Origin of the sequence: Streptomyces sp. MK7, assembly GCF_032658145.1 — a bacterium.
Lineage (GTDB): Bacteria > Actinomycetota > Actinomycetes > Streptomycetales > Streptomycetaceae > Streptomyces > Streptomyces spiralis.
In genome coordinates this window covers 138,298-163,741 of sequence record NZ_JAVACL010000010.1, presented here as the reverse complement: position 1 = coordinate 163,741, position 25,444 = coordinate 138,298, and the positions used below count along the sequence as shown (strand labels likewise).

24 protein-coding genes and 2 pseudogenes are annotated in these 25,444 nt (G+C 71.1%); 12 read left to right on the top strand and 14 right to left on the bottom strand.

Going from position 1 to position 25,444, the window contains the following annotated elements; genetic code table 11:
- Nucleotides 1-30: 30 nt before the first annotated feature.
- The 4 genes from R2S09_RS14900 to R2S09_RS14885 all read right to left on the bottom strand — a co-directional run bounded on the left by R2S09_RS14900 (nucleotide 31) and on the right by R2S09_RS14885 (nucleotide 6,141).
- Complete coding sequence (locus tag R2S09_RS14900) at nucleotides 31-207, bottom strand: hypothetical protein (protein ID WP_316741438.1); 177 nt, start codon at nucleotides 205-207, stop codon at nucleotides 31-33.
- Between the two features lie 365 nt (nucleotides 208-572).
- Nucleotides 573-3,401, bottom strand: a complete 2,829-nt coding sequence (locus tag R2S09_RS14895; RefSeq protein WP_316741437.1) for a stealth conserved region 3 domain-containing protein — start codon at nucleotides 3,399-3,401, stop codon at nucleotides 573-575.
- A 5-nt stretch (nucleotides 3,402-3,406) separates the two neighbouring features.
- Entirely contained in the window at nucleotides 3,407-4,390 is a 984-nt protein-coding gene (locus tag R2S09_RS14890; protein WP_316741435.1) for a hypothetical protein, read from the bottom strand.
- On the bottom strand, nucleotides 4,387-6,141 hold the full coding sequence (locus R2S09_RS14885) for a stealth family protein (RefSeq protein ID WP_316741434.1): 1,755 nt from the start codon (nucleotides 6,139-6,141) through the stop codon (nucleotides 4,387-4,389). Before R2S09_RS14885 ends, R2S09_RS14890 begins: the two co-directional genes overlap by 4 nt.
- Nucleotides 6,142-6,345: 204 nt before the next feature.
- Here R2S09_RS14885 and R2S09_RS14880 point away from each other — a divergent pair, with 204 nt between their 5' ends.
- From R2S09_RS14880 to R2S09_RS14870, 3 genes and pseudogenes are all read left to right on the top strand, one after another.
- The gene (locus tag R2S09_RS14880; RefSeq protein WP_306189733.1) at nucleotides 6,346-6,657 is read left to right on the top strand and encodes a helix-turn-helix transcriptional regulator; all 312 of its coding nucleotides are present in this window, start codon (nucleotides 6,346-6,348) and stop codon (nucleotides 6,655-6,657) included.
- A gap of 140 nt (nucleotides 6,658-6,797) precedes the next feature.
- Nucleotides 6,798-7,179, top strand: a pseudogene (locus R2S09_RS14875) (hypothetical protein); the annotation flags it as partial.
- A 125-nt stretch (nucleotides 7,180-7,304) separates the two neighbouring features.
- Complete coding sequence (locus R2S09_RS14870; RefSeq protein ID WP_316741433.1) at nucleotides 7,305-8,522, top strand: polyprenyl synthetase family protein; 1,218 nt, start codon at nucleotides 7,305-7,307, stop codon at nucleotides 8,520-8,522.
- On the opposite strand, the gene R2S09_RS14865 is transcribed toward R2S09_RS14870, so the two are convergent.
- Nucleotides 8,519-9,097, bottom strand: a complete 579-nt coding sequence (locus tag R2S09_RS14865; protein WP_316741431.1) for a TetR/AcrR family transcriptional regulator — start codon at nucleotides 9,095-9,097, stop codon at nucleotides 8,519-8,521. The two genes, R2S09_RS14870 and R2S09_RS14865, sit on opposite strands and share 4 nt — an antisense overlap.
- A gap of 175 nt (nucleotides 9,098-9,272) precedes the next feature.
- Between R2S09_RS14865 and R2S09_RS14860 the strand changes: the two genes are divergently transcribed.
- The 3 genes from R2S09_RS14860 to R2S09_RS14850 all read left to right on the top strand — a co-directional run bounded on the left by R2S09_RS14860 (nucleotide 9,273) and on the right by R2S09_RS14850 (nucleotide 12,288).
- Nucleotides 9,273-10,025 carry an SDR family oxidoreductase gene (locus R2S09_RS14860; protein ID WP_306189730.1) on the top strand — a complete coding sequence of 251 codons (753 nt, stop codon included), beginning with the start codon at nucleotides 9,273-9,275 and terminating at the stop codon, nucleotides 10,023-10,025.
- A 160-nt stretch (nucleotides 10,026-10,185) separates the two neighbouring features.
- Nucleotides 10,186-11,763 carry a N,N-dimethylformamidase beta subunit family domain-containing protein gene (locus R2S09_RS14855; RefSeq protein WP_316741430.1) on the top strand — a complete coding sequence of 526 codons (1,578 nt, stop codon included), beginning with the start codon at nucleotides 10,186-10,188 and terminating at the stop codon, nucleotides 11,761-11,763.
- 120 nt (nucleotides 11,764-11,883) lie between these two features.
- Complete coding sequence (locus R2S09_RS14850) at nucleotides 11,884-12,288, top strand: VOC family protein (protein WP_316741428.1); 405 nt, start codon at nucleotides 11,884-11,886, stop codon at nucleotides 12,286-12,288.
- Nucleotides 12,289-12,717: 429 nt separating this feature from the next.
- On the opposite strand, the gene R2S09_RS14845 is transcribed toward R2S09_RS14850, so the two are convergent.
- The 3 genes and pseudogenes from R2S09_RS14845 to R2S09_RS40565 all read right to left on the bottom strand — a co-directional run.
- Complete coding sequence (locus R2S09_RS14845) at nucleotides 12,718-13,305, bottom strand: hypothetical protein (RefSeq protein WP_306189727.1); 588 nt, start codon at nucleotides 13,303-13,305, stop codon at nucleotides 12,718-12,720.
- 425 nt (nucleotides 13,306-13,730) lie between these two features.
- Entirely contained in the window at nucleotides 13,731-14,060 is a 330-nt protein-coding gene (locus R2S09_RS14840; protein ID WP_316741426.1) for a hypothetical protein, read from the bottom strand.
- Between the two features lie 70 nt (nucleotides 14,061-14,130).
- Nucleotides 14,131-14,529, bottom strand: a pseudogene (locus R2S09_RS40565) (maleylpyruvate isomerase N-terminal domain-containing protein); the annotation flags it as partial.
- 240 nt (nucleotides 14,530-14,769) lie between these two features.
- Between R2S09_RS40565 and R2S09_RS14835 the strand changes: the two are divergent.
- Nucleotides 14,770-15,237, top strand: a complete 468-nt coding sequence (locus R2S09_RS14835; protein ID WP_306189725.1) for a nuclear transport factor 2 family protein — start codon at nucleotides 14,770-14,772, stop codon at nucleotides 15,235-15,237.
- A 72-nt stretch (nucleotides 15,238-15,309) separates the two neighbouring features.
- Nucleotides 15,310-15,816, top strand: a complete 507-nt coding sequence (locus R2S09_RS14830) for a hypothetical protein (protein WP_306189724.1) — start codon at nucleotides 15,310-15,312, stop codon at nucleotides 15,814-15,816.
- Between the two features lie 123 nt (nucleotides 15,817-15,939).
- Here R2S09_RS14830 and R2S09_RS14825 read toward each other — a convergent pair whose 3' ends face one another.
- The gene (locus tag R2S09_RS14825) at nucleotides 15,940-16,437 is read right to left on the bottom strand and encodes a carboxymuconolactone decarboxylase family protein (RefSeq protein ID WP_306189723.1); all 498 of its coding nucleotides are present in this window, start codon (nucleotides 16,435-16,437) and stop codon (nucleotides 15,940-15,942) included.
- Nucleotides 16,438-16,533: 96 nt separating this feature from the next.
- Here R2S09_RS14825 and R2S09_RS14820 point away from each other — a divergent pair, with 96 nt between their 5' ends.
- The 3 genes from R2S09_RS14820 (at nucleotide 16,534) to R2S09_RS14810 (ending at nucleotide 19,727) form a co-directional block, all read left to right on the top strand.
- Nucleotides 16,534-17,529 (top strand): pirin family protein, encoded by a 996-nt coding sequence (locus R2S09_RS14820; protein WP_399143948.1) that lies wholly within the window; start codon nucleotides 16,534-16,536, stop codon nucleotides 17,527-17,529.
- Nucleotides 17,526-17,864 carry a GNAT family N-acetyltransferase gene (locus R2S09_RS14815; protein WP_316741424.1) on the top strand — a complete coding sequence of 113 codons (339 nt, stop codon included), beginning with the start codon at nucleotides 17,526-17,528 and terminating at the stop codon, nucleotides 17,862-17,864. The genes R2S09_RS14820 and R2S09_RS14815 overlap by 4 nt, the downstream gene beginning before the upstream one ends.
- Before the next feature lie 333 nt (nucleotides 17,865-18,197).
- Entirely contained in the window at nucleotides 18,198-19,727 is a 1,530-nt protein-coding gene (locus tag R2S09_RS14810) for a CehA/McbA family metallohydrolase (RefSeq protein WP_316741461.1), read from the top strand.
- Nucleotides 19,728-19,757: 30 nt separating this feature from the next.
- On the opposite strand, the gene R2S09_RS14805 is transcribed toward R2S09_RS14810, so the two are convergent.
- The 4 genes from R2S09_RS14805 to R2S09_RS14790 all read right to left on the bottom strand — a co-directional run bounded on the left by R2S09_RS14805 (nucleotide 19,758) and on the right by R2S09_RS14790 (nucleotide 22,847).
- Nucleotides 19,758-20,012, bottom strand: a complete 255-nt coding sequence (locus R2S09_RS14805; protein WP_306189721.1) for a hypothetical protein — start codon at nucleotides 20,010-20,012, stop codon at nucleotides 19,758-19,760.
- On the bottom strand, nucleotides 20,009-20,623 hold the full coding sequence (locus tag R2S09_RS14800) for a ParA family protein (protein ID WP_306189755.1): 615 nt from the start codon (nucleotides 20,621-20,623) through the stop codon (nucleotides 20,009-20,011). Before R2S09_RS14800 ends, R2S09_RS14805 begins: the two co-directional genes overlap by 4 nt.
- Nucleotides 20,624-21,379: 756 nt before the next feature.
- Nucleotides 21,380-22,123, bottom strand: a complete 744-nt coding sequence (locus R2S09_RS14795; protein WP_316741422.1) for a lytic polysaccharide monooxygenase — start codon at nucleotides 22,121-22,123, stop codon at nucleotides 21,380-21,382.
- A gap of 358 nt (nucleotides 22,124-22,481) precedes the next feature.
- Entirely contained in the window at nucleotides 22,482-22,847 is a 366-nt protein-coding gene (locus tag R2S09_RS14790; protein WP_306189719.1) for a helix-turn-helix domain-containing protein, read from the bottom strand.
- Nucleotides 22,848-22,965: 118 nt separating this feature from the next.
- Between R2S09_RS14790 and R2S09_RS14785 the strand changes: the two genes are divergently transcribed.
- A complete protein-coding gene (locus tag R2S09_RS14785; protein WP_306189718.1) occupies nucleotides 22,966-23,616 on the top strand; it encodes an FMN-dependent NADH-azoreductase in 651 nt (216 codons plus the stop codon).
- A gap of 332 nt (nucleotides 23,617-23,948) precedes the next feature.
- Here the strand turns inward: R2S09_RS14785 and R2S09_RS14775 are convergent, their stop codons facing one another.
- Complete coding sequence (locus R2S09_RS14775; RefSeq protein WP_306189717.1) at nucleotides 23,949-25,325, bottom strand: lipocalin-like domain-containing protein; 1,377 nt, start codon at nucleotides 25,323-25,325, stop codon at nucleotides 23,949-23,951.
- Nucleotides 25,326-25,444: the final 119 nt, after the last annotated feature.

The window sequence follows — 25,444 nt, the reverse complement described above, 5'->3', positions numbered from 1 at the left end:
ACCGGGGGTGAACCGGCGTGAACCGGCGTGTCAGAGCAGGTCTTCGACGGTGACGGGCGCCTCGCGGACACGGCGCCCCGTCGAGTGGTGGACGGCATCGGCGACGGCCGCGGCCGCGCCGATCTGACCGACCTCCCCGACGCCCTTGACCTCCAGCGGATCGACGGCCTCGTCCTCCGCCTCGAGACACGGACATACCACCTCCACATTCACGTTTCATCGTGTTGCACCTGTGAACGCACCGCCAGTCGGCGTGGCACCGGCCGCCCCCGGCGCCTCCGGGGAGTCGCCTCCCACGCCGGGTCCGGGCACGCCCTGGCGCCCGTCCGGTCCCTGATGTTCGCAACGGCGAGCGCCGCCGGCTGGACGACACCTGCCTGATCCCGTCCGCCGTCACCCGCGGCAGGAAGGCCCTCACGATCACCCTGACACCGCCGGCGGGCGCACCCGACTGGTCGGCGGCTTCGTACACCGCGTACAGCCTGAGCTGAGCCGTTCCCCATCCGGACGGACGAGCGGCCCCGGAGACGGAGGCCGCCCGTCCGGTCAGCGCGGAGAACCGGTCCCCCCGTTCAGCGTTCGAACGGGCTCCTGATCGGGAAGTACGCCGGCAGGAACGAGGCGATGATGCGGGCCTGTTCCTGGGCCGGGACTTCGGCGTCCTGGGACTCGCCGAGACAGAAGACGTCGTGCCCGCGGATCGTGAGCAGGCGGGTCAGCTCCGGATGACGTGCGTAGGTGCCCACGTCGATGTAGGCGCAGCGGATGCTGCTGGGCACGGCGGTGCCGGTGACATAGCCGTAGTGATGGTGAAGGGAGGCCGCCATGGAGATGTCCTGACGGCCGCGCACCGGGTTCGCCGCCGTACGGGCCACGTCTTCGCCGAAGTCCGCTTCGATCCGCTCCAGTACGCTCTTGCGGAGTGGGCACGGCGCATGCGCGAATCCGTTGGTCACCGTCACCGCGAAGCGGTCCTGAAGCAGTCTGCGGTTGTTCTTGGCCGCGGCGAAGTAGCCCTCGTCCGCTTCGGTCGGCTCGCCGACCGGTACGGATGTCGGGGTCCAGAAGAAGCGGCTCATGCCGTTCGGCAGGAAGAACTTCTGGGCACTGAGCGGTCTGCCGATGAAGACGTCGTCGTTGAGGTACAGGAAGTGCTCGGACAGGCCGTCGATGTGGTGCAACTGCGTCTCGATGGCGTGGGAGTTGAAGGTCGGCAGGTAGCCGGGGTCGGAGAATATGTCGCGGTGTGACACGACCTCCAGGCCCGGGTGCGTGGTGTCCAGCCACTTCGGGGTCTGGTCGTCGGTGACCACGTAGATCTTCCGCACCCAGGGGGCGAACATGGCGAGCGAACGCAAGGAGTAGCGCAGCTCGTCCCGGTTGCGGAACCTGGCGGATTCGTCGCCCAGGGCCTCGGGCCCGAGCCCGAGGCCCTCGCGTCGCTCGGCCCGCCGCTGCTGCCACTGGGAGTCGGAGTCGTCGACCCACGTGTACACGATGTCGATCGGGAAGGTGATGTCGTTCACCAGCGTCTTGGTGAACGGTTCCAGCGTCGGGTATTCGCGCTCGCGCACCCTCAGCGTGGCATCGGCGGTCAGAGACGGCAGCTTGGGGCCCACGGCGCTCGGGCGCAGCGGCGCGACGAACTGCTCGTCCCCGCCCTCCTGCGCCGGCACCCGGCGCCAGAACTCCACGTCGCAGCCGTAGGCGGGCCCGAAGCGCAGCGTGCGGCTGGAGGTCACGACAGGGCGGAAGACGCGCAGACCGGCGACCTCCCCGACGGCTTCGAGACGTTCGGCGAGGAGCACCCCCGGGGCGTGCGTCCGGGGCTTGAGCAGTTCCGCGTACACCGCCTTGCCCTCGTACGTCGCGGCCAGCGCCTTGTGGACCAGCACCTGGTGCTCGGTGTCCACGGCCACACGGGACCTCGGGGCGTCGTCCTTGTCGCGCAGGACCACGAAGGGGATGCCGTGCTCCCGCAGTGCCGTGACGACGGTCTCGAAGTTGCGCTGGATGACGTCCGCGGCCTGAAGGTCGTCACGGACCTCCGACAGTCTGCCGCCGGACCGGACGAGGGAGCGGTGGGACGCCCCGATGACCACCTCCCGGGCCCGCTGGTCGCCGGAGGACGGTGCGGTGCGGTCCGCCGCGACCGCGGGGTGGAAGCGGCCCGCCCCGCCGTGAGCGAGGCGGTGGGCCATGCGGTCCGCCCGTTCGGTCAGCCGCTCGGGGGAGTCGCGCCGCCCGACGAGGTCGGTGAAGAGCTCCTCCCACTGCTCGACGATCACGTCGGCGGCGAAGCGCGCCGATCCCTCGTAGGCCTTCTCGCCGAAGGAGCACAGGAGCTCCTCGTTCTCCATCAGCTTGGAGATCGCTTCGGCGAGACCGTCGATGTCGTTGGGCGGGACGAGCAGGCCGTCGACCCCGTGCCGGATGATCTCCGCGGGGCCGGTGACGATGTCGTAGGCCACGGCCGGCACGCCGGCGGCGAAGGCCTCCAGGAGGACGAGGGGGAAGGCCTCGCCGTCCTGTGACGGCAGCATGGTCAGGCTCGCCTTGGCCCACTCCTCGGTCATGTGCCGGCTGGGGCCCAGGATCTCCACGGACTCGTGCAGGCCGAGGCCTTGGACCAGGTTGCGCAGCCGGGACATCTGCGGGCCGTCGCCGAAGATGCGCAGCCGCCAGCCGGGGTGCCGGGGCAGCGCCTTGGAGAAGGCGACGATGGCGTGGTCGACCTGCTTGTCGGGGACGAGCCGGCGGGGCATCACGATGCTCTTGCCGGTCAGGCTCGAGCGGGGGCGGAAACCCTCGGGGATCGCGTTCGGGATGGCCGCCAGACGCGGTGCCGCCTGGCCGAGCGACTCCTCCAGCCACTGCCTCGTACGCTCCGTGAGCACCACGACGGCGTCGAACTCGGGAGCCCGCGGCAGCAGCGGCTCGCCCGTGGGCCCGCGCAGCTGCGACGGGCGGTGCTCCTGGTGGACCGTGATCACACGGGACGGCACCAGATCGGCGGCGGCGGACATGAGCGCGGGCGACGTGGTGACGAGGACGTCCGTGTCGAGGGTCCGCAAGGTGCGGTGCATCTCGATGTCGGAGAGGGCGTCGAAGGTGGCCTCCCACCTCGGGTTGATCAGCTCGCTCGGCAGGCCGGCCAGGCGACGGCACTCCTCGGCCCGCAGTTCGCTCTGCCGTACCGGGCGTTCCGTCCGGCCCGTGCGGTCCACCAGGTAGCGCACGGCGACCCGCTCGTCCACGGTGAAGAAGGGACGCTCCCGCGTCCTGAACACGCTGACCACCTCGACGGTGTGCCGGGGCGCCAGGTGTGTCGCCTGGGTGTAGACGGCCTGCTCCGTGCCGCCCATCTCGTCGCCCCAGGTGAGCAGAAAGGTGATCTTCATTGGTGTCAACGTCCCGTTGCGAGGTGGGCGGCGCGGAATGCCAGGCTGCCGATGGGCGTGTAGTAGGGGTGGATGCGGAGCATGGTGCCGTCCTCCGCGGTCAGCAGCCGGTGCGGCATGCGGAAGACGTCTCCGGGGCTGCGTACGTCGGTCCGCCGCCGTGAGATCTTCAGTGGTCTGTGCCGCCCGCGGTGCAGGCGTACGTCCCAGATGCGCTCCTTGTCGCCGAAGGCGCCGAAGTCGGCCACCTGGATCGAGCCCACGAACGTGTCGCCGTGCCAGGTGGCCGGGACGACGCGGGTCGTCCTGCCGCCCCTGCGGGCCAGTTCGACACCGCCGTGGCACTCCTCCGCCGGTGCGTTGAGGAGGCGGCCCTCCAGGGTCAGCTCGGACCAGCCGATGGTCAGGGACACGATCTCCGCCTGGAGGCCGTCCCGGCCCAGGGACACGTAGGCCCGGCCGGTGCCCGACGCGATGAGCCGGCAGTAGGAACCGTCCTCGCGCACCGGCTGCGGATCGGTGGGTCCGTCGGGCATCAACTGCGGTGCCCTGGCCAGGGCGCGGCGGCGGTCCTGTCCGGACGCGTCGGTGAACGCGACCGACAGCGGCCACTGGCCCTCCTTCAAAAGGCGTGCGTGCACCCCCGCGGGCACCGGCACGGCCGTCGCGGCGTCCGCCTCCCGCAGGCCGAGGAGGACGGTGCCCCGGGCCTCGGTCCCTCCGTCGCCGCACCGGACGAGGGCCAGCGGAACGGCACATGACGAAGAGCCCGAGCCCAGCACCAGGGCAGGAACCGATGCCCCGGGCGGCAGGCGGACACAGACGTTGAGGGTCCGGCCGTCCAGGACGGAGAGGTGCTGGGCGCTCAGGCGGGGCCAGTCGTCCGTGCGCGGCCCCACCAGAACCAGAGCGTCCAGGGACGACCGCGCCGAGCGCAGCGTTTCGTAGCCTTTGCGCATCACCTTGTGCGGGGTGGGAAGTTGCCTCATGCGTTGTCCGCCACGCGCTCGAAGGGGCTGGGCACGGGGAAGTACTCGTCCAGGAAACGGGACATCACGCTCTGCTGGTGGCCCTGTTCGTCGTGCGTGGAGGTGGTGTCGTTCAGGCAGAAGACGTGCACGTCCCGGTTGGCCAGCAGCCTGCCCAGCATCCGCTGCACACCTGGTCTGCCGACGTCGCAGTACCGGTAGACCAGTCCCTCCCCGGGGAAGGAACGCCCGGCGTGGAACGCGTAGTAGTGATGCAGGGACGAGGCGACGGAGATGTCGTCGACGCCGCGGAACCGGTTCGCCGCGGTGCGCCGGTGCTCCTCGGGGAACTCCGTCTCGATCTCCCGCAGGATGCTGCGGTGCAGTGCGTGGGGCACGTGCTTCATCTTCCGGACGATGTGGTCGCCGAAACGCTCGGCGATGAGTCTGCGGTTGTTCTTGCCGGCCGCCGCCACGGGCGGGTCCTCGGCGGACAGGTCGCCGAAGGGAACCAGTGCCGGGGAGAGATAGAACTTGCCCAGGCCATTGGGCAGGAAGAAGTGCTGCGGCAGGATCTCCTGCCCGAGGATCACGTCGTCATTGAAATAGAGGAAGTGCTCCGACAGCCCCTCGATGTGGTGGAGCTGGCTCTCTATGGCATGTGAGTTGAACGTCGGCAGGACTTCGGGATCACGGAAAATGTCCTTGTGGCTGACCACCTTGATGCGTGGGTGATCCGTGTTCAGCCACTGCGGAGTCTGATCGGCTGTCACCAGGTATATCGTGCGTATCCAGGGCGCGTACAGATGGAGTGAACGCAGGGAGTAGCGCAGTTCGTCCCTGCTGAGATATCGGGCGGCATTGGCCGCCTCTTCGTGGTACGGCAGGTCGGAGAACCGGGCTCGCTGACGCAGCCAGTGCGGGTCGGAGCCGTCGACCCATGTGTAGACCGCGTCGACGGGGAAGGAGCGGCGTCCCACGGCTTCCACGGCGAAGGCCCGGCGGGTCCGCACCGGTGTCGGACCCCGCTCCTCGGGCAGGGGAGCGAGGTCGGTGAACAGGCTCTCGTCGGCCTCCACCGCCGCCTCGTCCGCCGGGACGGACTCCGCGACCCCGTTGCGTCGCGGGGAGACCAGCCGGTCGTCCTCCTGGCGCCAGAACTCGATGTCGCAGCCGTAGCGCAGGCCCAGGACCAGACGGCCCGAGCGGTCGGTGCGGTACCAGGCGCACCGGAAGACGTCCGAGCCGGAGACGCGCTTCCACTGCCCCGGACCATGGCCGGTCACGGCGGACTCCTTCCGGGCCGCGTTCCCCCGCACCGGCACCACGTATCCCGGCCTGACCCTGCAGGCCTCGCGCAGTGCGCTGAACACGGCCTGCCGGTCCTTCTCGCGGACCGCGACCGCGGCCGAGGTCTCGGACGGCGAGCGCACGCAGAAGTAGTCGACGCCCGCGGCGCGCAGCGCGGCCGCCACCTCGTCGAGATTGGATCTGCGGGCCCGAAGCGGCGTGGCCTCCGGCATGACACGGGCGATGCGCACCTTGCCGTTCACACTGACGACCAGGCTGTCCCGCGCCGCCAGCAGTTGCCTGTGGCGGCGGGCCACGCGGCCGCGTCGTAACTGCCCCCTCATCTCGGTCATGGCGGCGATCCCCGACTTGAACTGCTCCCGCAGATCGGTGTCCACGTGCTCGGCGATCACTCGCCGCGCGCCCACCGGTACCACCCGACGGTATGCACTGATCAATCGGGATGCTTCGGGGTTCCGCATTGCCGGTAAACCCGCTCGGACCGTTCGTGCTTTCACAAGCCCCCCTTCAGAAGGTAACGGCACTATGGCCGGCATCTGAACGCTGACTTTCATGACCGTTCTCGGCTCCGAAAGGTTGTAGGGCGCGAAAGGATCACTGACCGCCGCCTTGCCGGTATTCGTGATACGCATGATTCATGTGTTCTGGATGCTAAATTCGCCGTCATGAGGATGACTCTGTCGGAACGTGTCCGATCAGCGGTGGCGGCGCTGCTGCACGCCACCGGTGAGTCGCAGACCGACCTCGCGGCCGCTCTGGGGGTGAGCCAGGCGCAGGTGAGCCGCCGTCAGTCGGGCGGTGCCGCGTGGAGTCTCGACGACTGCGACGCCGTGGCGGTGCACTTCGGGATCGATGCGCTGGACCTGATGGCCGGCCCGACCCGGGCCGCCGAGGCACTGCCGGACACCCGCCGCCGGGCGGCCGGCCGGCGCGTCTCCCCGCCCGACCGGGCAGTGCGGGAGGAGGCCGCGCGATGACGGACTTCGACGCGATCGACGCCCTGCCGGCCGGGCCCGACAGGAGGTCGCCGCTGCCGGCGGCGGGGGAGCGGCGCGCCCTGCGCGAGGGGCTGAACCTGTCGCGCACGCAGGTGGCGCAGGCTCTCGGGGTCAGTCCGCTGAAGTGGTCGGCCGCCGACCGCTCGCAGGTGGCCGACCCAAGGCCTGCCTGACACGGATCGTGACGAACCTGCTCATGGAGCGACTGCGCTCCACCCGCCACCGACGCCGAGACCTACGCCGGCCCCTGGCTCCGAAGCCGCCGTACGGCGGTTCTTCGCCACCGCGACGGGCGGTGACGTCAACACCCTGATGGAACCGCTGTTCCCGGACGTCGCCCTGTGGACCGGCGGCAGGATCCGCCAGGCGCTGCGCCCGGTCGTCGGCGCCGTCACCGTGGCCGGCTGGTCCGGGGGTCGGCACCGTCACCCGGTGCCGCAGCGGGGCATCGAGCCCGCCGGCATGAGCGCCGCACTCGTCGTCCGGGCGAACTCCGGGCCGTCGCCGTCGAAACCACCCGCAGTATCAGCACCGGCTGAACAGCCTGGCGCAAATACGCCCTAGCTCCTCACCCACCGGGGTGATCGAATCGGTCATCGACTGGACTCGATCAGTGGGGAGCTCGGGTGGCGGCGGTGTCATACGAGGATCTGCATCGGCAGACGGCCGCGCAGATCGAGGCGGAGAGGAGCGCCGCACTCGACCTGCTCGGTCCGGCGGCACCCTCGATTCGCGCTGCGGTCGCCCGCCTCCTGGAGCACCGCACCTTCAAGTACCCGCTGTCCGTTCTGCCGTTGATCGTGCACGCCGCCGAGACGGGCACCGTCCGGCCGGCCGTCCCGCTGGCCGTCGTGCACGAGCTGTGGTGGACCGCGGCCTGCTGCCTGGACGACCGCGCCGACTCGCAGGGCACCTGCACCGCCGGCGATTTCGACGAGAGCGCGGCGCTGCTCGCCACCTTCGTCGCGGGGAGCTCCCTGCCCCTTCTCGTCGTGCAGTCGGAGAGGATTCCGCCGGCGCTGCGCCCCGTCCTGTCGGCCGAGATCCTCAAGTGCTGTGTCGCCGCGGCCGAGGGCCAGCTGAAGGACCTCCACGGACGGGCGGCCACCGCCACCCGCGCCTCGGTGATCGAGACCTACCTCGGCAAGTCGGGCGCCCCGTTCAGCATGATCACCGTCATGGCGGCGCGACTGGCGGGCGCGGACGAGCCGCGCGTGGCGCTGTGGCGCGAGTTCGGCGACGTGTTCGGCGTGCTGTGGCAGCTCTTCAACGACCAGGAGGACATCCTCTCCGGCCGCGACGAGGACCTCCTGAACGGAACCGTGACGCACTTGTTCGCCTGTGCCGTCGAAGAGGCGGCTCCCGATGCCACGGAGCATGTCGTGGCCCTGCACCGCGCGGCGAGCACCTCCGCGCACGCCCGCGCGGAGCTCTCCGGTCTGCTGCGGACGCCCGCGGTCCTGCGGCGCCTCGAGAAGGACATCGACGAGTTCCGCGACCGGGCCCACCGCATCCTGGACGAACTCGGCGGCCACGAGACGTACCTGCCCGTCCTGTGCGATCTCGTGGACCAGTCGTCCCGGATGCTCCTGCGGCCCGGACAGCCTGGGCCCTGTCGTCACATTCCCGCCTGCCCCGCGACGCCGTGCACGCTTCCCCACTGCCTTGACGGCGTGGGAGGTGCCCCCACTCGCCGCACCGGGCCCGGACCCGAGTACATCCAGTACGAGGGTCAGGGCCCGGCACTCCCCCCGGCCTTCGGCCGGGGGGACCCCCAGAGCACGCGCCTGACGCCGCGAGGCCGCCCCGCGGGCGGACGACGGGAATGTGACGACAGGACCTAGCGGAGCAGTGAGTCCGTGATCTCCTCCGCGGTGGCCGCGTCCAACGGCGCGTGGCCCAGCAGGAAGCGGTACCAGAAGAAGCCGTAGAACTGGTCGACGAGGAGGTCGATGTCCCGGTCGGCCGGGAGTTCGCGGCGGTCCCGGCCGCGTGCGAGGATCTGGCGCACGGCTGCCCGGCGCTGCTCCGTGAACGTCCGCATCAGTTCGGCCAGATGAGGGTCGCGGGCCGCCTCCCGGACGAGGGTGCGCAGCGCCGGCGCGGACGGCGGGCGCTGGGACGCGTCGAACGTGGCCGTGGCCAGCGCCCGCAGGTCGCCGCGCAGGCTGCCGGTGTCCGGTGCGGGTACGTCCTGCGCGGCGCGGTCGGTGAGCGCCTCCAGCAGGACGGCGCCCTTGGACGGCCACCACCGGTACAGCGTCTGCTTCCCGACTCCGGCGGCGCGCGCGATGGTCTCCACACTCACCGGGGCGCCGTCGGCGTCCGCGAGCAGGTCCAGGGCGGCGTCGAGGATCGCCCGGCGGGCGGCCTCGTTGCGCCGCCGGCCGGTGTGCGGGCGCGGTTCCTTGGTGTCCACAGGCACATCCTCTCTCAGGTTTTCGAACCCAGGTTCCCGGCCGAGTTCCGTCCGTCCTCCGCGGTCCCCCACGGGAAACGCTTGACGAGACTAGCGGTCTCGGCAATCATTTAACGAGACCGATGTTCTCGACAAGACGTCGGAACCCGGTGACGCATCAGGAGAGAAGCCACTCATGAGCACCCCGAACGCCCCTTTGAACGCCCTGGCCGGACAGCGCGTCGTCGTCATGGGCGGCAGCTCCGGCATCGGCGAGGCGTCCGCCGCCTTCTTCGCGGCGGACGACGCGGAGGTGATCATCACGGGCCGTCGCCAGGACCGGCTCGACGCGGCCGCGTCCCGCATCGGCGGCAAGGTGACGACGTACCGCCTGGACGCCTGCGACCGCCCGGCGATGGACGCCTTCTTCGCCGAGTCCGGCCGTATCGACCACCTGGTGATCGCGCTCAGCGGCGCCAAGGGCGGCGGCCCCTTCGCCGAACTGGACCTCGCGGAGCTGGCGGAGGGCTTCGACGGCAAGTTCTGGCCGCACGCGCACGCCCTCCAGGCGGCGCTGCCGGCCCTGCGCCGCGACGGCTCGGTCACACTCGTCACCGCCGGCTCCGCCCGCGCCGCCCTGCCCGGCACGGCCGGCCTCGCGGCGATCAACGGCGCCCTGGAGGCGATGGTCGGGCCGCTCGCGGTGGAGCTGGCGCCCCTGCGGGTCAACGCCGTCTCCCCGGGCGTCATCGACACGCCCTGGTGGGACTCCGTGCCGGCCGAGCAGCGTCAGGCCCTCTTCGACGGCTTCGCGGCCGTCACCCCCGTGGGCCGGATCGGCCGCCCCGAGGACGTCGCCCGCGCGATCCACATGTTCGCGGCCAACGGCTTCGTGACCGGTGTGGTCCTGGAGGCGACGGGCGGGGTGACCCTGGCGACGGGCCGCTGACACACCGGTCGGGCGCGCCGGCTCCCTCCAGGATCGCCGTGCGCGCCAGGTGGTGACGCGCCCTGCCACCCGTCGCCGTGCGGCCCATCGCCGAGGCGGCTACCGTCGTCGAAGGCGCGTCGACACCACGGGGAGGGCCGGTCACCCCCAGGGAGGCGATGTGAGCCCACGGGAGACACAGGAGCACACCGCGCCGGGGAACGCGCACGGTCCGGGTCCGGCGCGCAGGAGTTTCCTCGGTCTGTGCGCCGGCGCCGGACTGGCCGCCGCGACCGCCTGCGACGGCCCGACCGCGAGCAACCGGCGCCCCGCGCCGCAGAGCCGGCGCCCGGAGGCGGAGCGGGACCGGCCGGGCACCCTCGCCTGGCGGATCGGCTCTCTCGGCACACCGGACGCGGTGGCCGGCTACACCGACCGGGTCAGTGTCACGCCCGGTCAGGAGTGCGGTCTGCACGTGTCCACGACCGCGTCGTCCTTCCGCGTGTCGGCGTTCCGCGTCGGCTGGTACGGCGGGGCACTCGCCCGGCTCGTCTGGCGCTCCGGCCCCGTCGCGGGACACGCCCGGCCCGGCGGCCGGCCGGCGTCCGCCACACGCACGGTCCGCGCGGACTGGCCGCGCACGCTGACCGTGGCCACGGAGGGCTGGCCCGAGGGCGCCTACCTGATCCGGCTCGACGCCGACAGCGGCCACCAGCGGTACGTGCCGCTGATCGTGCGCTCCACGCACGGCACCGGTCGCACCGTGCTGCTGCACGCCCCGGCCACCTGGCAGGCGTACAACCGGTGGGGCGGCTACAGCCTCTACGCCGGTGCCTCCGGCGCGTACGAGACCCGCTCCCTCGCCGTCAGCTTCGACCGGCCCTACGACGCGAACGGCGCCGAGAAGTTCCTGGTGTACGAATGGGCCGCCGTGGTCCTGGCCGAACGACTCGGCATACCCCTGGCGTACACCACCGGGACCGACGTGCACCACGACCCGGGGGTGCTGCACGGCGCCAACGTGGTGGTCTGCCTGGGGCACGACGAGTACTGGACGCCCGAGCAGCGACGGTACGTCACCGCGGCCCGGGACGCGGGCACCAACGTGGCGTTCCTCGGCGCCAACGCCTGCTTCCGCCGGGTCCGCCTGGAGACCGGTGAGGCGGGGCCGGAGCGCACCGTGGTCTGCTACAAGTCCTCCTACCGCGCCGACCCGTGCTATCCGTCCCGCCCGGCCCTGGTCACCACCGACTTCCGGCAGGGCCCGGGCGCCGACCCGGAGTCGTCGCTGACCGGAGTGCTGTACGAGGGCTACCCGGTGGACGCCCCCTACGTGGTGCACGCCGCGGACCACTGGCTGTACGAGGGCACGGGAGTCCGCCCCGGCGAGAGCTTCGACCACCTGGTCGGGGTGGAGTACGACCGGGTCACCCCCGGCGCGCCCGTCCCCGGACCGGGTCCCCTGGAGGTCACCGCGCACTCGCCGCTGGTGTGCTCCGGCACCCGCAGCCACAGCGACTCCGCCTACTACACGGCACCCGGCGGGGCCGGGGTCTTCGCGACGGGCACGATGCGGTGGGTGGAGGCGCTCAAGGCCGGAACCCCCGACGGGGGCCGCGACCACGGCATGGACAGCCGCACCCGCGCCTTCGTCACCCGCACCACCGAGAACCTGCTGCGCGCCTTCGCCGAGGGCCCCGCCGCCCGGCACCGGCCGGCTCCCCGGCCCGACGCGGGGCAGCTGTACAAGGCCGGGTGAGCGGCCTCGACGCCATGAGCGGGTGCTGCGTAGGATCACGGGCACGGCATCGCGTGTCGGTCACCGGCTGGGTGAGGCATGGAGGTGCCCGTGAGATTGCCTTGCGGAGGCATTCCACATATGTCAGTCGAGTTGAATCACACCATCGTCCATGCCCGGGACAACCGGGAGTCGGCCGAGTTCCTGGCGCACATCCTGGGGCTCGAGGTCGGGACCGAGTGGGGCCCGTTCGTCCCCGTGGCCACCGGCAACGGGGTCACCCTGGACTTCGCCGCCATCCCGGCGGAGTCGATCGTCACGCAGCACTACGCGTTCCTCGTCTCCGACGAGGAGTTCGACGCGGCCTTCGCGCGGCTGCGGGAGGCCGGGATCACGTACTACGCCGATCCGCGGCTGAAGCAGCCCGGGGAGATCAACCACCACCACGGCGGGCGCGGTCTGTACTTCATGGATCCGGCCGGGCACGGGATGGAGATCATCACACGGCCCTACGGCAGCCACGAGCAGCGGCCGACGGGATCATGAGGCAGCGGAGGTGAGCCGGCTTCCGGGCGTCCAGGGCGGCGGCGACGTTGCCGCATCCGGCACCCGTGCCGTCACTCGTCCGGGTGTGCTCGCCGGCCGGTGAGAGACGGCTGCCGTCGCTCGGGTCAAGGGCCAACGGGGCGTTTTCCAGAAGCAGTCGGCCGGCCGGGGAGCCGGTGCGGCGGGAGGACGGCCGTCGGGGCTGGTGCGCCGTGCCCGCGGTCCGGTTCTAGGATGGCGTTCGCGGGCGCGTGAGCTGTCGGGCCGCCGCCGACCGCGGGCATGTCGAACGGGTGCTCGTGGACCGGGGCCCGGACGGGAATCCCGGCCCGATTACGGCAGGCCGGGATTCCGTGTCGTGCGCCTGGTTGCAGGGCCCCGGCCCGATTACGGCGGGCCGGGGTTCTGCGTCGTCGGCGAGGTGCGCGTTCAGTCGTCGTCCTTGTCGCCGCCGTAGCCGCCGCCGTAGCCGCCGTCGTAGTCGTCGTCGTGGCGGTCGATGACCCGGAAGCTGCCGACGACTCCGTCCTTGACGTGCACTCCCTTGACGTGCTTGGGGAACACGCCGAAGCTGGTGCTGTGGGGGCCGACGGTGGCGATGGGGGCGCCGTTGTCGCAGGTGAGCCCGCGGAAGACCTCGATGGTCTTGCGGCTGTCGTTGCGGATGTTCAGGCTGGTGGAGCCCAGGCCGCTGACGATGACGGCGCAGCCCCTGGTGTGGGCCGAGAAGGACCGCTCGTTGATGTGGATCCAGCCCTTGTCGAAGTCCCGGCCGCCGCGGCCGTGGTCGTTGCCGCCGTGGTCGTTGCCGCCGTGGTCGTTGCCCTCGTTGCCCTTGCCCCCGTTGCCGTTCTGGGTGCCACCGTCCATGGGGAGCTGGGCGGGGGCCTGCTGGGCCGCGGCGGCCGGGGCGGCCTGGGGCGCGGGGGCTGCGGTGGCGTAGGTGATGCCGGTCGCGGCCAGGGCCGCCGCGGCTGCGACGGCCGCGGTGATTGCGTTGGAGCGGGTCATGATCATGTCGCTTCTCCTGTCTCGACTCGGAGAGAGGGATCGGCTGTGCAGCCGACGCATGATCGAACGTACTGACAGCTCACATGGCTGTCATATCGGGCGTATCGGGCGGGCTGGTTTCCGGGGCCGATCGGGGTACCTGGCGAGCCCTCAGGCGGGATGCCTGACGGGTCGATCGCCCGTCAAATCCCCTGGTCCTCCAGTCGGATTGAATGGCAATTAGGCCTTAAAGGTGATCTTCTGACGCCCGCTCACTCTTCGCGGCAGCCGAGCACCGCAGATTGTCGGCGAGTCGCTGCTTGACATGCGGACAGCAGCCCTGGGCCGAGCGCGTCAGGCCGGTGGTTCCGGCGGCGCGGGCACGGTCGGTCCGCGCAGGCGATCAGGAACCACGATGTGCCCCGGCGGGCGCGGCCCGGCTCCCCGAAGCCCTACTTCGAGGAGACCGGCATCTCGGGTCTGTAGCCGACGAGCAGATTCCGTACCTTGTTCAGCTCTTCGGGGCCCGCGTCGCTGTGCCGGCGTGACGGATCGGCAGGGCGCCGGTCCCACAGCAGCAGATTTCGGGTGGCCGGATCGCTCTCGATCGTGGCCGGGCCTGTCGGCGCGTCAAATCCGATGTGTACGCCGGTCCGGTCGGCCGCGACGACGATGTCGTCGGTTCCGGGTGAGCGCAGCCGCCCTTCGATCCGCTCGTCCGGCCCGAGGCCCCGCAGGGAAGCGCCGAGTCGCAGGAGGGGGCTTGCCCACCTCGCGGACACTGTGCTCCGTCATCCAGGAGTGGGAAAGAGCCTCACGCGCCGTCGAGTCGTCCCCCGTGACATCCCAGCGGTGGAGGATGAGCTCCTCCCGCATGTGCTCCGCGAAGAAGGGAACCTTGACGGTCCTGCCCGTCCACTCGACCTCGGTGCCGGCGGGCAGGTCGGTGGCAGCCGTCTGCGTGACCTCCGCGAGCTCCTCGCATCGCGCCACGAACGCGGCCCACAGTTCCGCGTCGGACAGCTGCCTGTACGGATCCTCGCGTTCAAAACCACGAGTCCCGACGGGATTCCCGGCCAGCCGGGCCGCGAGAACCCGCGCGAGTTCCTCGGCGTTTCCAGCCTGGTGAATCAGGATGTCCCGGGCGGTCCAGGCCTCACACCACGTACCCGAGTCGGGCCGCCGAGCCTGCACGGCACGAACGAATGCCTCCCACTCGGGAAGCACTTCATGGACCCGTTGAGAAACCATGCGACGCAGAGTATGTGCAGGGCACCGGGAGACCGCGGAGCGCCCGGGCGTCGCTTCAAAGTATGAAGAACGGGCATCTGACGTCTGCCGGTGCGTCCCGGCGGGGCGCACCGATCCCCAGGTGCCGCTCACCGCGCGGCGCCTGCTGCTCGCTCGTGCCTGCGCGCACGGGCTCACGTGTGCGGTGTATAGCTGGAGGCGGACACTGGCACTTGACACTGCGATGCTCCGGGAGAACTCATGGCCGCGAAGCCTCCTGCTCCCCCCTTCACCCGGGAGAGCGCGATCGAGAAGGTCCGCCTCGCCGAGGACGCGTGGAACACCCGGGACCCCGAACGTGTTTCCCTCGCCTACACGGTCGACAGCCGCTGGCGCAACCGCGCCGAATTCATCGACGGACGTGAGGAGATCGTCTCCTTCCTCACCCGGAAGTGGGCCAGAGAGCTGGACTACCGGCTCATCAAGGAGCTGTGGGCCTTCGAAGGGAACCGCATCGCCGTGCGCTTCGCTTACGAGTGCCATGACGACTCGGGCAACTGGTTCCGCTCCTACGGGAACGAGAACTGGGAGTTCGACGACGAGGGCCTGATGCGAGTCCGCCTGGCATCCATCAACGACCTCCCCATCAAGGAAGAGGAACGCAAGTACCACTGGCCCCTGGGGCGTCGTCCCGACGACCACCCAGGGCTGAGCGACCTGGGCTTGTAGGTGGTGGAGTGGACATGACACGTTCACTCCTTGTTCGCATGCGGATCTTCTCCGTGCTCGATCCTCGCGATCATGAAATCTCCGAGAACGCTGAGACTGACCGTGCCCACGGTACTCGCCGCCCTCGTGCTCGCCGTCGCGGGCGCCATGTCCACCGCGTCGGCCACGACGTACTGGACGTTCATGAACGACTACGAGGGCAACTGCCTCGTCTCGTCGACCGTGAGCGACAAGGTCTGGTCGGACAGCTGCAACGACTCGCTCGACACCCGTAATTGGTACTACGGCGCCGAATCGGTCACCAATGTCGACGGCCAGGTGTTCCGCCGCCTGGTGAGCCGGGCCAACGGCGACTGCCTCACCACGGACAACAAGACCAATGCCAACGCTGTCTGGATGAGCCCGTGCGGCAGCGCCGGCGGTCAGTTCTGGAGCAACGACTACCACGTGCTGGAGAACTTCAACGGAAACCTGCTCCGTACCTCCGCCAACGGAGACGCGGTCTACACCACCTCGCAGTACGTGGCCGACCCGAACATCGAGCCCGCACGCTACACCTGGTGGGGCTCGCACAGCTGACGCGTGCGGTTGTTGCCCGTGGCGGGCCCGAAGGGTCCCAGCCGCCGCCCGTGGCCGGCCCCCCCGGGGCGGCCACGGGCGGCGGCGCTGCCCCTGCCGGGGTGCGGCCATGGCCGAGCCACGTCACTTCGGATCGATCACGGAACTGCTCCGCACCGGGTGCTTGCTCATCACGGAAACCCGGTTGAAGGCGTTGATGGTGATCGCGACCCAGATCACCGCGGAGATCTCGTCGTCGGACAGCGCCGACCGGGCGTCCGCGTAGGCCGCGGCCTGAGCGGCGGCGTCCGCGGGATGTGTGGTGGCCTCGGCGAGGGCGAGGGCCGCGCGTTCCCGGGGGCTGAACAGCTCGGTGTCGCGCCAGGCCGCCAGGACTCCCAGCCGCTGGGTGCTCTCGCCCGCCCGCAGGGCCGCGCGGGTATGCAGACTGAGGCAGTAGGCGCAGGCGTTGAGCTGGGACACGCGCAGGTTGATCAGTTCGACGGTGATGCGGTCCAGTCCTGCCGTCGCCGCCACGCCTTTCACGGTCTCCGCGGTGGCGGCCAGCGCCCGGTACGCGGCCGGGCTCTGCTTGTCGACGAAGACCCGGCTGTCGGGGCCCACCGCTGTCGTCTCTGTCACATGATCTCCTTGGTCGAGCGATCACCTTTTCTCCGGCTTATCATCGGCGAGTGAATGTTGAATGTCGAACATTTCCTCGTGCGGAGGTCCGGAACCGTGAGTAGCGCTGAAGCCCGTCCCGCCGGTCCGAGGTCGGGCGGGAGCTCCGCCGGCGACCGTTCCGCCGCCGTCGAGGTGCTCACGGCCCGGCAGGTCCCGCTCGGCGGCCCCCGGGCGATGCCGGTACGGCGCACGCTGCCCCAGCGGGCCCGGACCCTCATCGGAGCCTGGTGCTTCGCCGACCACTACGGCCCCGACGACGTCTCCCGTACGGGGGGAATGGACGTGGCCCCGCACCCGCACACCGGGCTCCAGACGGTGAGCTGGCTCTTCAGCGGGGAGATCGAGCACCGCGACAGCCTGGGCAGCCACGCCTACGTCCGGCCCGGCGAACTCAATCTCATGACGGGCGGCTTCGGGATCAGCCACTCGGAGGTGTCGACGGCCCGTACGACGACGCTGCACGGAGTGCAGTTGTGGGTGGCGCTGCCCGACGCGCACCGCAACGCCGAACGGGACTTCCAGCACTATGCACCGACCCCGGTGCCGCTGCACGGTGGCCGCGCCCGGGTCTTCCTCGGCTCCCTGGCCGGCGACACCTCTCCCGTACGCACCTTCACGCCGCTCCTCGGCGCCGAAGTGTCGGTGGATCCCGGCGCGGCCGTGACCTTCGACATCGAACCTGAGTTCGAGCACGGAGTCCTCGTGGACACCGGCGACGTCCGCATGAACGGTACGGCCCTGGCGCCGACGGAGCTCGGATACGCCGCCCCCGGCCACAGGACGCTCACCCTCGCGAACGAGGGGCCGGAACCCGCACGAACGGTGCTGCTGGGCGGGCCCCCCTTCGAGGAGGAGATCGTCATGTGGTGGAACTTCATCGGCCGCACCCACGAGGACATCGTCCAGGCCCGCGACGCCTGGCAGAACGCCACGGACCGCTTCGGCACGGTCGAGGGCTACCCCGGGGACCGCCTTCCGGCCCCCGCGCTTCCCCACTCCGTCCTCACCCCGCGCAAGAACCCCGTCTCCTCTGCGAAGGACTCGCGATGACGAACCCGGCTGCCCCGACCGTCAGGCACGTCCCGGACCGGTCCCGGTACGAGATCGAGGTGGACGGCACGACAGCCGGCTTCACCGCCTACCGCGACCGCGGCGAGCGTCAACGGGTCTTCTACCACACCAAGGTCTTCGAGCAGTTCGCAGGACGGGGGCTGGCGTCCCGGCTCGTGGGCGAGGCCCTGGACGACGTACGCCGTGCGGGCAAGCGGATCGTCCCCGTCTGCCCCTACGTCAAGGGATTCCTGGAGAAACACGGGGAGTTCGCGGACATCACAGACCCTGTGACGCCGGACGCGATCCAGTGGATCGAGGCGCAGCTCACGTAGTCCCGGAACGCCGGCGCCCCGTCCGCGTTCCCCCGTCCGCGTTCCCCCTTTCGCAGCCCCTGTCGAGGCAGGTCGATGCCCGCATGCCGCGAGGCCGTCATTCCGGGATCATCCGCCGTCCACACGGCCGGATCAGAGTCTGAAGGCCTCAGGTGCGCTCATCGCGCACTCATCGACCCTGCCGAGGACCACATGTGTCTTGACGGACATTGCGAGCACAACGCGGAGCTTCTCGCGTCCGACGTCACGAGCACGGACGCCACGAACACCGGTGCCACGAGCACCGACGCCGCGGGGGCCGGACCGGGACGGCGGCGGCTGCTCACCGCGGGGATGGCCGGCGCCGCCGCCCTCACCCTTGCCCCGGTCTCGTTCGCGCAGGCGGCCGACGGCTCCGCCGGCGGCACCGCCCCGACCGGTGGCGACGTGTCCCGGACCGTCACCGGGTTTCTGGAGACCGGGGCAGCGGACTTCGTCTACCTTCCTGTCGAAGTCCCCGAGGGCGTACGGAAGATCGCGGTGTCGTACGCGTACGACAAGCCGGCCGTCCCCGCCGGGACACCGGGCAACTCCTGCGACATCGGCGTGTTCGACGAGCGGGGGACCGCGCTGGGCGGGCGGGGCTTCCGCGGCTGGTCCGGTGGTTTCCGGACCTCGTTCGAGATCAGCAACAGTGACGCCACCCCCGGCTACCTGCCCGGCCCGGTCGACGCCGGAACCTGGCACATCGTGCTCGGCCCCTATCAGGTGGCGCCGCAGGGCATGCACTACCAGGTCCAGGTGACGCTGACCTACGGCGAGCCCGGGCCCGCCCGTGTGAACAAGTACCCGCCGCGGCGGGCCAAGGGGCGGGGCCGCGACTGGTACCGGGGCGACTGCCACCTGCACACCGTCTACTCCGACGGCAAGCGCCTGCCGAACGAGGTCGCGTCCGGCGCGCGCGCCGCCGGACTGGACTTCATCGTCTCCACCGATCACAACACGCCCGCCTCGCACGCGGTGTGGGGCGAGTACGCCGGTCCCGACCTGCTGATCATTCCCGGTGAGGAGGTCACCACCCGCAACGGCCACTGGCTGGCCCTCGGCCTGCCGCCCGGCGAGTGGATCGACTGGCGCTACCGCTCGCGCGACGACGCGTTCGGTCGCTTCGCGCGCCAGGTGCACCGCGGTGGCGGACTCGTGGTTCCCGCGCACATGTACTGCGCGTACGTGGCCTGCCAGTGGAAGTTCGGCTTCGACGACGCCGATGCCACCGAGGTGTGGACCGGACCGTGGACCTACGACGACGAGCACGCGGTCAGCACCTGGGACCAGAAGCTCGGTGAGGCCGTCCGCACCGGCAAGCGCTGGCTGCCGGCCATGGGCAACAGCGATGCGCACAGCGATCCGCAGGTCATCGGCCTGCCGCACAACGTCGTCCACGCGGACGACCTGGCCACGGACTCCCTCATGGAGGGGATCCGCGCGGGCCGCAACTGGATCGCGGAGTCGTCCGCCGTCACGCTGACGTTCACCGCCACCGGCCACGGCAGACAGGCCGGCATCGGCGAGAAGCTGAACGTTCCCGCCGAGGCACCGGTGGACGTCCGCCTCGACGTCCAGGGCGTGCCCGACGGCACGGTCCGCTTCATCACCGACGAGGGCCAGATGCACCAGGAGTCGGTGGGCGCCTCCGGTTCCGGCACGGTGGTGTGGCGGACGACCGCCTCGCTGGCGGCGTACGTGCGCGCCGAGGTGCGTCACCCGATGCCGGACGGCAGCCCGGGGCAGGGCAACACCATGGGTGAGGCGCTGATGTTCGGTCCGATGGCCGCCCTGACCAACCCCGTCTTCCTGGAAGCGACACCTGCACCGCGAAGCTGACCGCCGGCGAGGACGTCGGTGGTGCTGTCTTCAGCGGTCCCGTCTCAGGGGCCGCAGGACGGCGGCCCCTGCGCGCACGAGTGCGTACAGGGGCTGGCCGACCCACTGGCCGAGGTCACGTTGCAGGGCGGGATCCAGTTCGACGACCACCTTGATGTAGCGGGTGGCCAGCGGCGTGAGAGTCGTGGGAGCCGGGGCGGGGGCGGAGGCTCCGGCCGGGGCGGAGGCGGGGGTGTCCGGCCGGCGCTGGAGTGCGGCCCGGTAGGTGTTCTTGCGCTGGTTCACACCCTGTCCTGACGGTTGATGAGCTCCTCGGCGAGGTCCATGTACGCCGTGCCCTTCGCCTCCACGGGGCTGCCGAACGACTGGGCGTACAGGTCGAGCCGCGGAATGTGCGTCGACAGCACGTCGAAGCCCCGCTCGGTGAGGGCCTCGCGGGCGTCGGCGTCGGGGCCGGTGCGCGTGGCGTCGGGACGGTTCGTGCGGTTCAGCAGGACGGCGGCGCGCGCCTGGTGGGCCCGCAGGGACTGCATGTCGTCCATCTCGCGGTCGATGGGTGCCATGCGGTCGAGCTCGATGGGGGCCGGTGTCACGGGCACGATCCACTCGTTCGCGTACCTCATGATGCTCCGGGCGATGGGGGCGTGGTCCTCCAGTTGCGGGGCGTCGAACACCACTGCCTGCCGGTTGTCGAGGAAGTCGTTCACCCGCCGATGCACGTCGCCCACCGGAAGGGCGAGCACGGGAAACGGGAAACCGCCCGCCAGTTCGCTCCAGCGCAGCGCCGAGGACGCGGGATCACTGTCCACGAGCAACGGAGCGAGGCCCGATGCGTGCAGTGCGTGGGCCAACCAGACGGCGCTGGTCGTTTTCCCCACTCCGGGCTTGAGGTTCACGAATGCATAGCTCAGGGGCACGGGAGCCGACGCTAACGGCCCCGCGCCGGCCGCTTTCGTCGGCGCGGAGCCACCACGCACGGTTCACCCTGTGGCGCCGGTGAATCATTCCCACGGGCTAACGGGGAGCGCCCGCCCGTGTCCGGTGCCCGGCGCCGTCAGCGCACGGTGATGGTGACGGTGGCCGTGCTGGTCGCGGCGGCCGGCTTGGCGGTGTCCACGGCCAGGTCCTCGCCGTCGTCCTGCCGGCCGCCGGGCAGGATCACGGCGGACGCGGGGGTGGACCGGTCTGCCGGGGGGATGGGTGGTCGTGATCATGGAAGCGGTGCGCCTCGCCGTCACCGCCGCGGTGTGCGGTCTGGCACTGGCCGGCTGTACCTCGGGTGGCGGCGAGCCGCCCGGACCGGCGCCGCGATCGAGCGGGACAGGCCGGAGCCGCGCACCGGCACGAAGGGCGAGCGCCGATGACCGAGAAGCTCACCCCCTCCGACCCGGCCCGGCGCCGGCGGCATGGGCGTGGTCCACCTCGGCCGCGCCGAGACGGGCGAGCCGGCCGCGGTCAAGGTGATCCTGCCCGAGTACGCCGACCGGCCCGAGTTCCGCTGCCGGGGTCGGTGAAGGGGGTGCCGGACACCCAGTCCTGGCCCGCGGTTCCGGCCTGCTCGCGGACGCGGACCAGGACCCCTGGTGCGCGCCCCGCCGCAACAACTGCCGACCGGGCGGGGCGCGCGACGAGCGCGAGGGGTCTCGGCGGCGCTACGCCGTCGTGCAGGCGCCGAGATCGTCCCAGGGGCCCCACTGGTCGGCGGCCCCGGGCTCCTGGCCCTGCACCCACCACTTCGCCCGCCAGGTGTGGCCCTTCCAGGCGACCTTCTCGCCGCCCGTGTAGATGGCGGCCGAGTCCCAGGTCGGCGAGGTGCACTGGTCCGGGTCGCCCGGGTCGCCCGGGTCGCCCGGGTTGCCCGGGTCACCGGGGTTGCCCGAGCCGCCGATGTTGACGTCGATGCAGGCGTAGAACGCGTTGGCGGTGTCGGCGATGTTCCAGACCGCGAGCACCTTCTGCCGGCCGGTGAAGCCGCCGAAGTCCACCTGGTGGCTGACGGTCGCGGGGGGCTGGGCACCGCCGCCGTCGAACTGCGCCACCTTGGTGCCGCCGATGAAGTACTGCCAGTTGCTGGTGGCGTGACGGGCCGTGAAGTTCCACGTGAAGGTGGTCGAGCTGCCGACATCGGTGGCGCGCCAGGGCTTGCTGTCGTCGTCGAGTTCGGCGAAGTCCGCGTTGCCGCCACTGCAACTGTGCAGGCCCTTCGGCCCCTCGACGCTCTGGGGCTCGTACTTGATGGGGCCGCAGTCGACGATTCCCGCGGCGCACTGGGCCTGGCGGCTCATGGGTGCCGAGACGTAGCCGTGCGCGCCGGCCGTGGCGGCCGGGAGGCTCACCGCGAGGAAGGGAGCGAGCCCTGCCCCGATCACGGCGGCCAGTCTTCGTTTCGTGCGCATGTCAACTCCTTCGCTGGGGGCCGCGCCGAGCAGGGCGGTTGCGGTCGGCCCACCGCAACCCGTGCCGGTGCTCCTGCCACGGCCTCCTCGGTGGGGGCAAGGTCGAGCCGAGGGGACCCCAGGGCCGGATTCGTTGGTCTAGACCTTATCCGCTGCCTGCATCCCGTCAAGAGGGTGGGACGGCTGCTGTCGACGCGAACCCGGCCGGGCGGCCCGGTGTCCGGGCATGACGAAGTCGGCGATCCGGCACGGCGGTTGAGCGCGCCGGGCGCGGGGAGCGCCTGGTGGGAGGGTAGGGCCGCGGGCGGTCGCGGGCATGGGTGTGCCCGACCTCGGTGGTCCGGTCGAGGTGTCGCCGCTATCCGTTCTTCGGGCAGCCCGGTTCGTCCGGCAGGTGGTGCTTGGCCCAGTCGCCCAGTTCCTTCAGGGCGGGCTCCAGGGCGGCTCCCGCCCCGGTCAGCCGGTAGGAGACCCGCAGTGGCGGTCCCTCGTCGACCTCGCGCAGCACCAGTCCCGCGGCGCCGAGTTCGGCGAGCCGGTCGGAGAGCATGCGCTCACTGATGCCGGGGATGGCCCGGCGCAGGTCGGTGAAGTAGGCGGACTGTGCCTGCAGCACCGACAGGATCGGGCCGTTCCAGCGCTTTCCGAGCAGTTGGAAGACGCGCGTGATGCCGTCGTCCACGCGTTTGCACGCCACCACGTCATGGGTCTGCTCCGCCGCCATGCGCCCATGGTACTACCCGGCCGTAGGGGGGTGAAAAAAAGTAAGTCCCTATGTTAGAAATAGTGATGTACGAATCCTCAGCCCGTCGTCCGCGGGCTCGTCCTGTCTGGAGACAGCCATGGCCACCCTCCTCCACATCGACTCCTCCCTCTTCCCCGGCGAGGCTTCCTCCTCCCGCTCCGTGACGGACGCCTTTCGCCGGACGTGGCAGGAGCAGCACCCCGGCGGTGCGGTGATCTACCGGGACCTGGCGGTGAACCCGGTTGCGCACATCACCGCCGACGCCCACACCGCCGGCTTCGCGGATCCGGCCTCGCGCACGCCCGAGCAGGCCGCTGCCTTCGCCGAGCGGGTGCGGCTGATCGAGGAACTGGAGCAGGCGGACGCGGTGCTCATCGGGGCGCCGATGTACAACTACACGATCCCCTCGACCCTCAAGGCGTGGCTGGACAACGTGATCCTGTTCGGCCGCACCGCGGGCGAGAACCCCTCCGCCAAGGGCACCCCGGTCACGGTCGTGGCCAGCCGCGGCGGCTCCTACGCCCCGGGCACCCCGCGCGAGTCGTACGAGTACGTCCAGAACTATCTGACGGCCGTCCTCGCCGACGCCCTCGCGCTCGATGTCGACTTCATCGTTCCGGAGCTGACCATGGCCCCGCACAACCCGGCGATGTCGGAGCTGGTGCCGCTCTTCGAGGCCTCCCGCGAGCGTGCCTTCCAGGACGCGGCGACCAAGGCGAAGGCCCTCGCCGAGCGCCTCGCCGCGTAGGCGGAGACCGGCCGCGGGCATACGGCCACGGTGCGCCGCTGTGCGCACCGTGGCCGTTCGGCCGTCATCCGCCGCGCACCGACCCGCCGCGTCGCCGACGACGCCGGCCCCGTCGTCCTGCCCCGCCGGAACGCCGCTGTGACGTGAGTCATACCCTGCGAATGACCGGAGCCTTGTGACGCATCAGCCGCATCGTGGACATCCCCGACGCCTGCCGCACCCTCTGTCTCCCCACGGGATCTTCGACTTCGACGGCCGCCCCACGGCGGAAGGCCCGAAGACCGCCGACCGGGGCAAGTGCGCCGTGACGTCGGGCTGAGGACCCGGTCCGGTCAACCGCGGCGCCCGGCCGGCGCCGACGGCCCCTGGCCGCCCGGCGTGGGGGGCGCGGGGGAGGAGCCGGTGGGTGTGCGCCCGCTCTTCGGCGGCGCGGTGGCCAGGCCGAACTGCGCCGCCTCGAGGGCGCCCGTGCCGGTGCCCGAGACGCGGGTGGCGGCCACGGAGAGCCGGAGGTCGTTCGTGGTGGCGTAGCGCGTGTACCAGGTCTCGTCGATGCCGAGCCTGTCCAGGGCCGCCTTCTGGGTCTGGGCGGGGTCGGTGACGTACTGCCTGGTGAAGATCAGGTGGTCGGTGTCGGTGAACGTGAAGTCGGCCCCGTCGTCGCCGTCCCGGTACATCCAGTGGACCTTGCTGTAGTAGTCCTTGGCGTAGGCGTCGTCGGGGTGCGGCCGGGGGTCGGACTCCGTGGCCGTCACGGTCCTGGGGTCGAACGCCCCGACCAGACGCCGCCGGTTCCTGGTGTCGTCGACGAGGAAGACCGGGACGACGGCGGAGTCGTACTCCTTGCGCAGGTGGAGGTCGGAGCCGATCACCGAGTACTGCCCGACGCTGCCGCGTGCCCAGCGCCAGTGCTCCACGGCGTACGGGAAGGGCCGGTTGCCCCAGGTGTGGTCGTGGTAGCCGCGGCCGGTGAAGGGCCGCTTCCGTCCGCCGACGGTGACCGTCCCGGTGACGGTTCCGGACGGCACCGCGCACAGCCAGCCGAAGTGGTCCTCCGTGTCGCCGAGGTAGACGATGCCGGTGCCCGGCCGGAACGGAGGCACCAGGCCGGTCAGCGTCAGGTCGACGCCGACATCGCCCGACCGGCCCTTCATGCGGTACGTCTTCAGGTCGCCGGTGCAGGTGAAGAGGCCGAGCCGTATGTCGCAGCGGTCCTTCGCGCTGGTGAACTCGTTCCAGGCACAGATGTGCTCGCCTCCGTGAGCGGTGCCGTCGGGGTCGGTGACGGTGACGGTGGCCTTGGGCCTGCGGCGGGCCTCGCCCGGATCGGGGACGAAGCCGTCGTCGAGCCGGGTGCTCAGGGCGAAGGCCACGGTAGTGCCGTCGTCCCCGGTGAAGGCGGAGTGCCACCCCTCGAACACGTTCGGATCGTCGTTGCCGGCTGCGGTGCGGAAACCGTCCTCCCAGGCCTCGACCATGTCGCGCCTCAGGTTCGCCCGGGCGTGGTCGGCGTTGCTGTGCCCGTAGGCGTTGGAGGTGAGATCGCCCGCGGCGCGGGGCCTGTCCGACCCGGTCGAATCCGGCGCGTCCTCCGTCCGGGTGGGTGGTGTGCACGCCGTGACCGCGAGGCCGGGCACGGCGGCGATCAGTCCGGCGGTGGCGGCGTCGCGCAGGAACGCGCGCCGGGACGGAGCGGGACCTTCGTGCATGGGGCTGCCTTCACGGGTGCGGAGGACTGCCTACAGTCGATCGCTCGCCGACGGGCGCCGCACTCCGGTGCGGTCGAACGAGTGACGTCCTCCCCTCGACGGTGTTGCATGAAAATGCG

Bases quoted from the DNA above. Each gene is read 5' to 3' on its own strand.
- R2S09_RS14775 (WP_306189717.1), bottom strand. From the start codon at position 25,325: ATGCACGAAGGTCCCGCTCCGTCCCGGCGCGCGTTCCTGCGCGACGCC.
- R2S09_RS14850 (WP_316741428.1), top strand. From the start codon at position 11,884: ATGTCAGTCGAGTTGAATCACACCATCGTCCATGCCCGGGACAACCGG.
- R2S09_RS14890 (WP_316741435.1), bottom strand. From the start codon at position 4,390: ATGAGGCAACTTCCCACCCCGCACAAGGTGATGCGCAAAGGCTACGAA.
- R2S09_RS14810 (WP_316741461.1), top strand. From the start codon at position 18,198: ATGGCCGGCGCCGCCGCCCTCACCCTTGCCCCGGTCTCGTTCGCGCAG.
- R2S09_RS14880 (WP_306189733.1), top strand. From the start codon at position 6,346: ATGAGGATGACTCTGTCGGAACGTGTCCGATCAGCGGTGGCGGCGCTG.
- R2S09_RS14845 (WP_306189727.1), bottom strand. From the start codon at position 13,305: ATGATCATGACCCGCTCCAACGCAATCACCGCGGCCGTCGCAGCCGCG.
- R2S09_RS14860 (WP_306189730.1), top strand. From the start codon at position 9,273: ATGAGCACCCCGAACGCCCCTTTGAACGCCCTGGCCGGACAGCGCGTC.
- R2S09_RS14815 (WP_316741424.1), top strand. From the start codon at position 17,526: ATGACGAACCCGGCTGCCCCGACCGTCAGGCACGTCCCGGACCGGTCC.
- R2S09_RS14795 (WP_316741422.1), bottom strand. From the start codon at position 22,123: ATGCGCACGAAACGAAGACTGGCCGCCGTGATCGGGGCAGGGCTCGCT.
- R2S09_RS14835 (WP_306189725.1), top strand. From the start codon at position 14,770: ATGGCCGCGAAGCCTCCTGCTCCCCCCTTCACCCGGGAGAGCGCGATC.
- R2S09_RS14830 (WP_306189724.1), top strand. From the start codon at position 15,310: ATGAAATCTCCGAGAACGCTGAGACTGACCGTGCCCACGGTACTCGCC.
- R2S09_RS14785 (WP_306189718.1), top strand. From the start codon at position 22,966: ATGGCCACCCTCCTCCACATCGACTCCTCCCTCTTCCCCGGCGAGGCT.
- R2S09_RS14885 (WP_316741434.1), bottom strand. From the start codon at position 6,141: ATGCGGAACCCCGAAGCATCCCGATTGATCAGTGCATACCGTCGGGTG.
- R2S09_RS14790 (WP_306189719.1), bottom strand. From the start codon at position 22,847: ATGGCGGCGGAGCAGACCCATGACGTGGTGGCGTGCAAACGCGTGGAC.
- R2S09_RS14895 (WP_316741437.1), bottom strand. From the start codon at position 3,401: ATGAAGATCACCTTTCTGCTCACCTGGGGCGACGAGATGGGCGGCACG.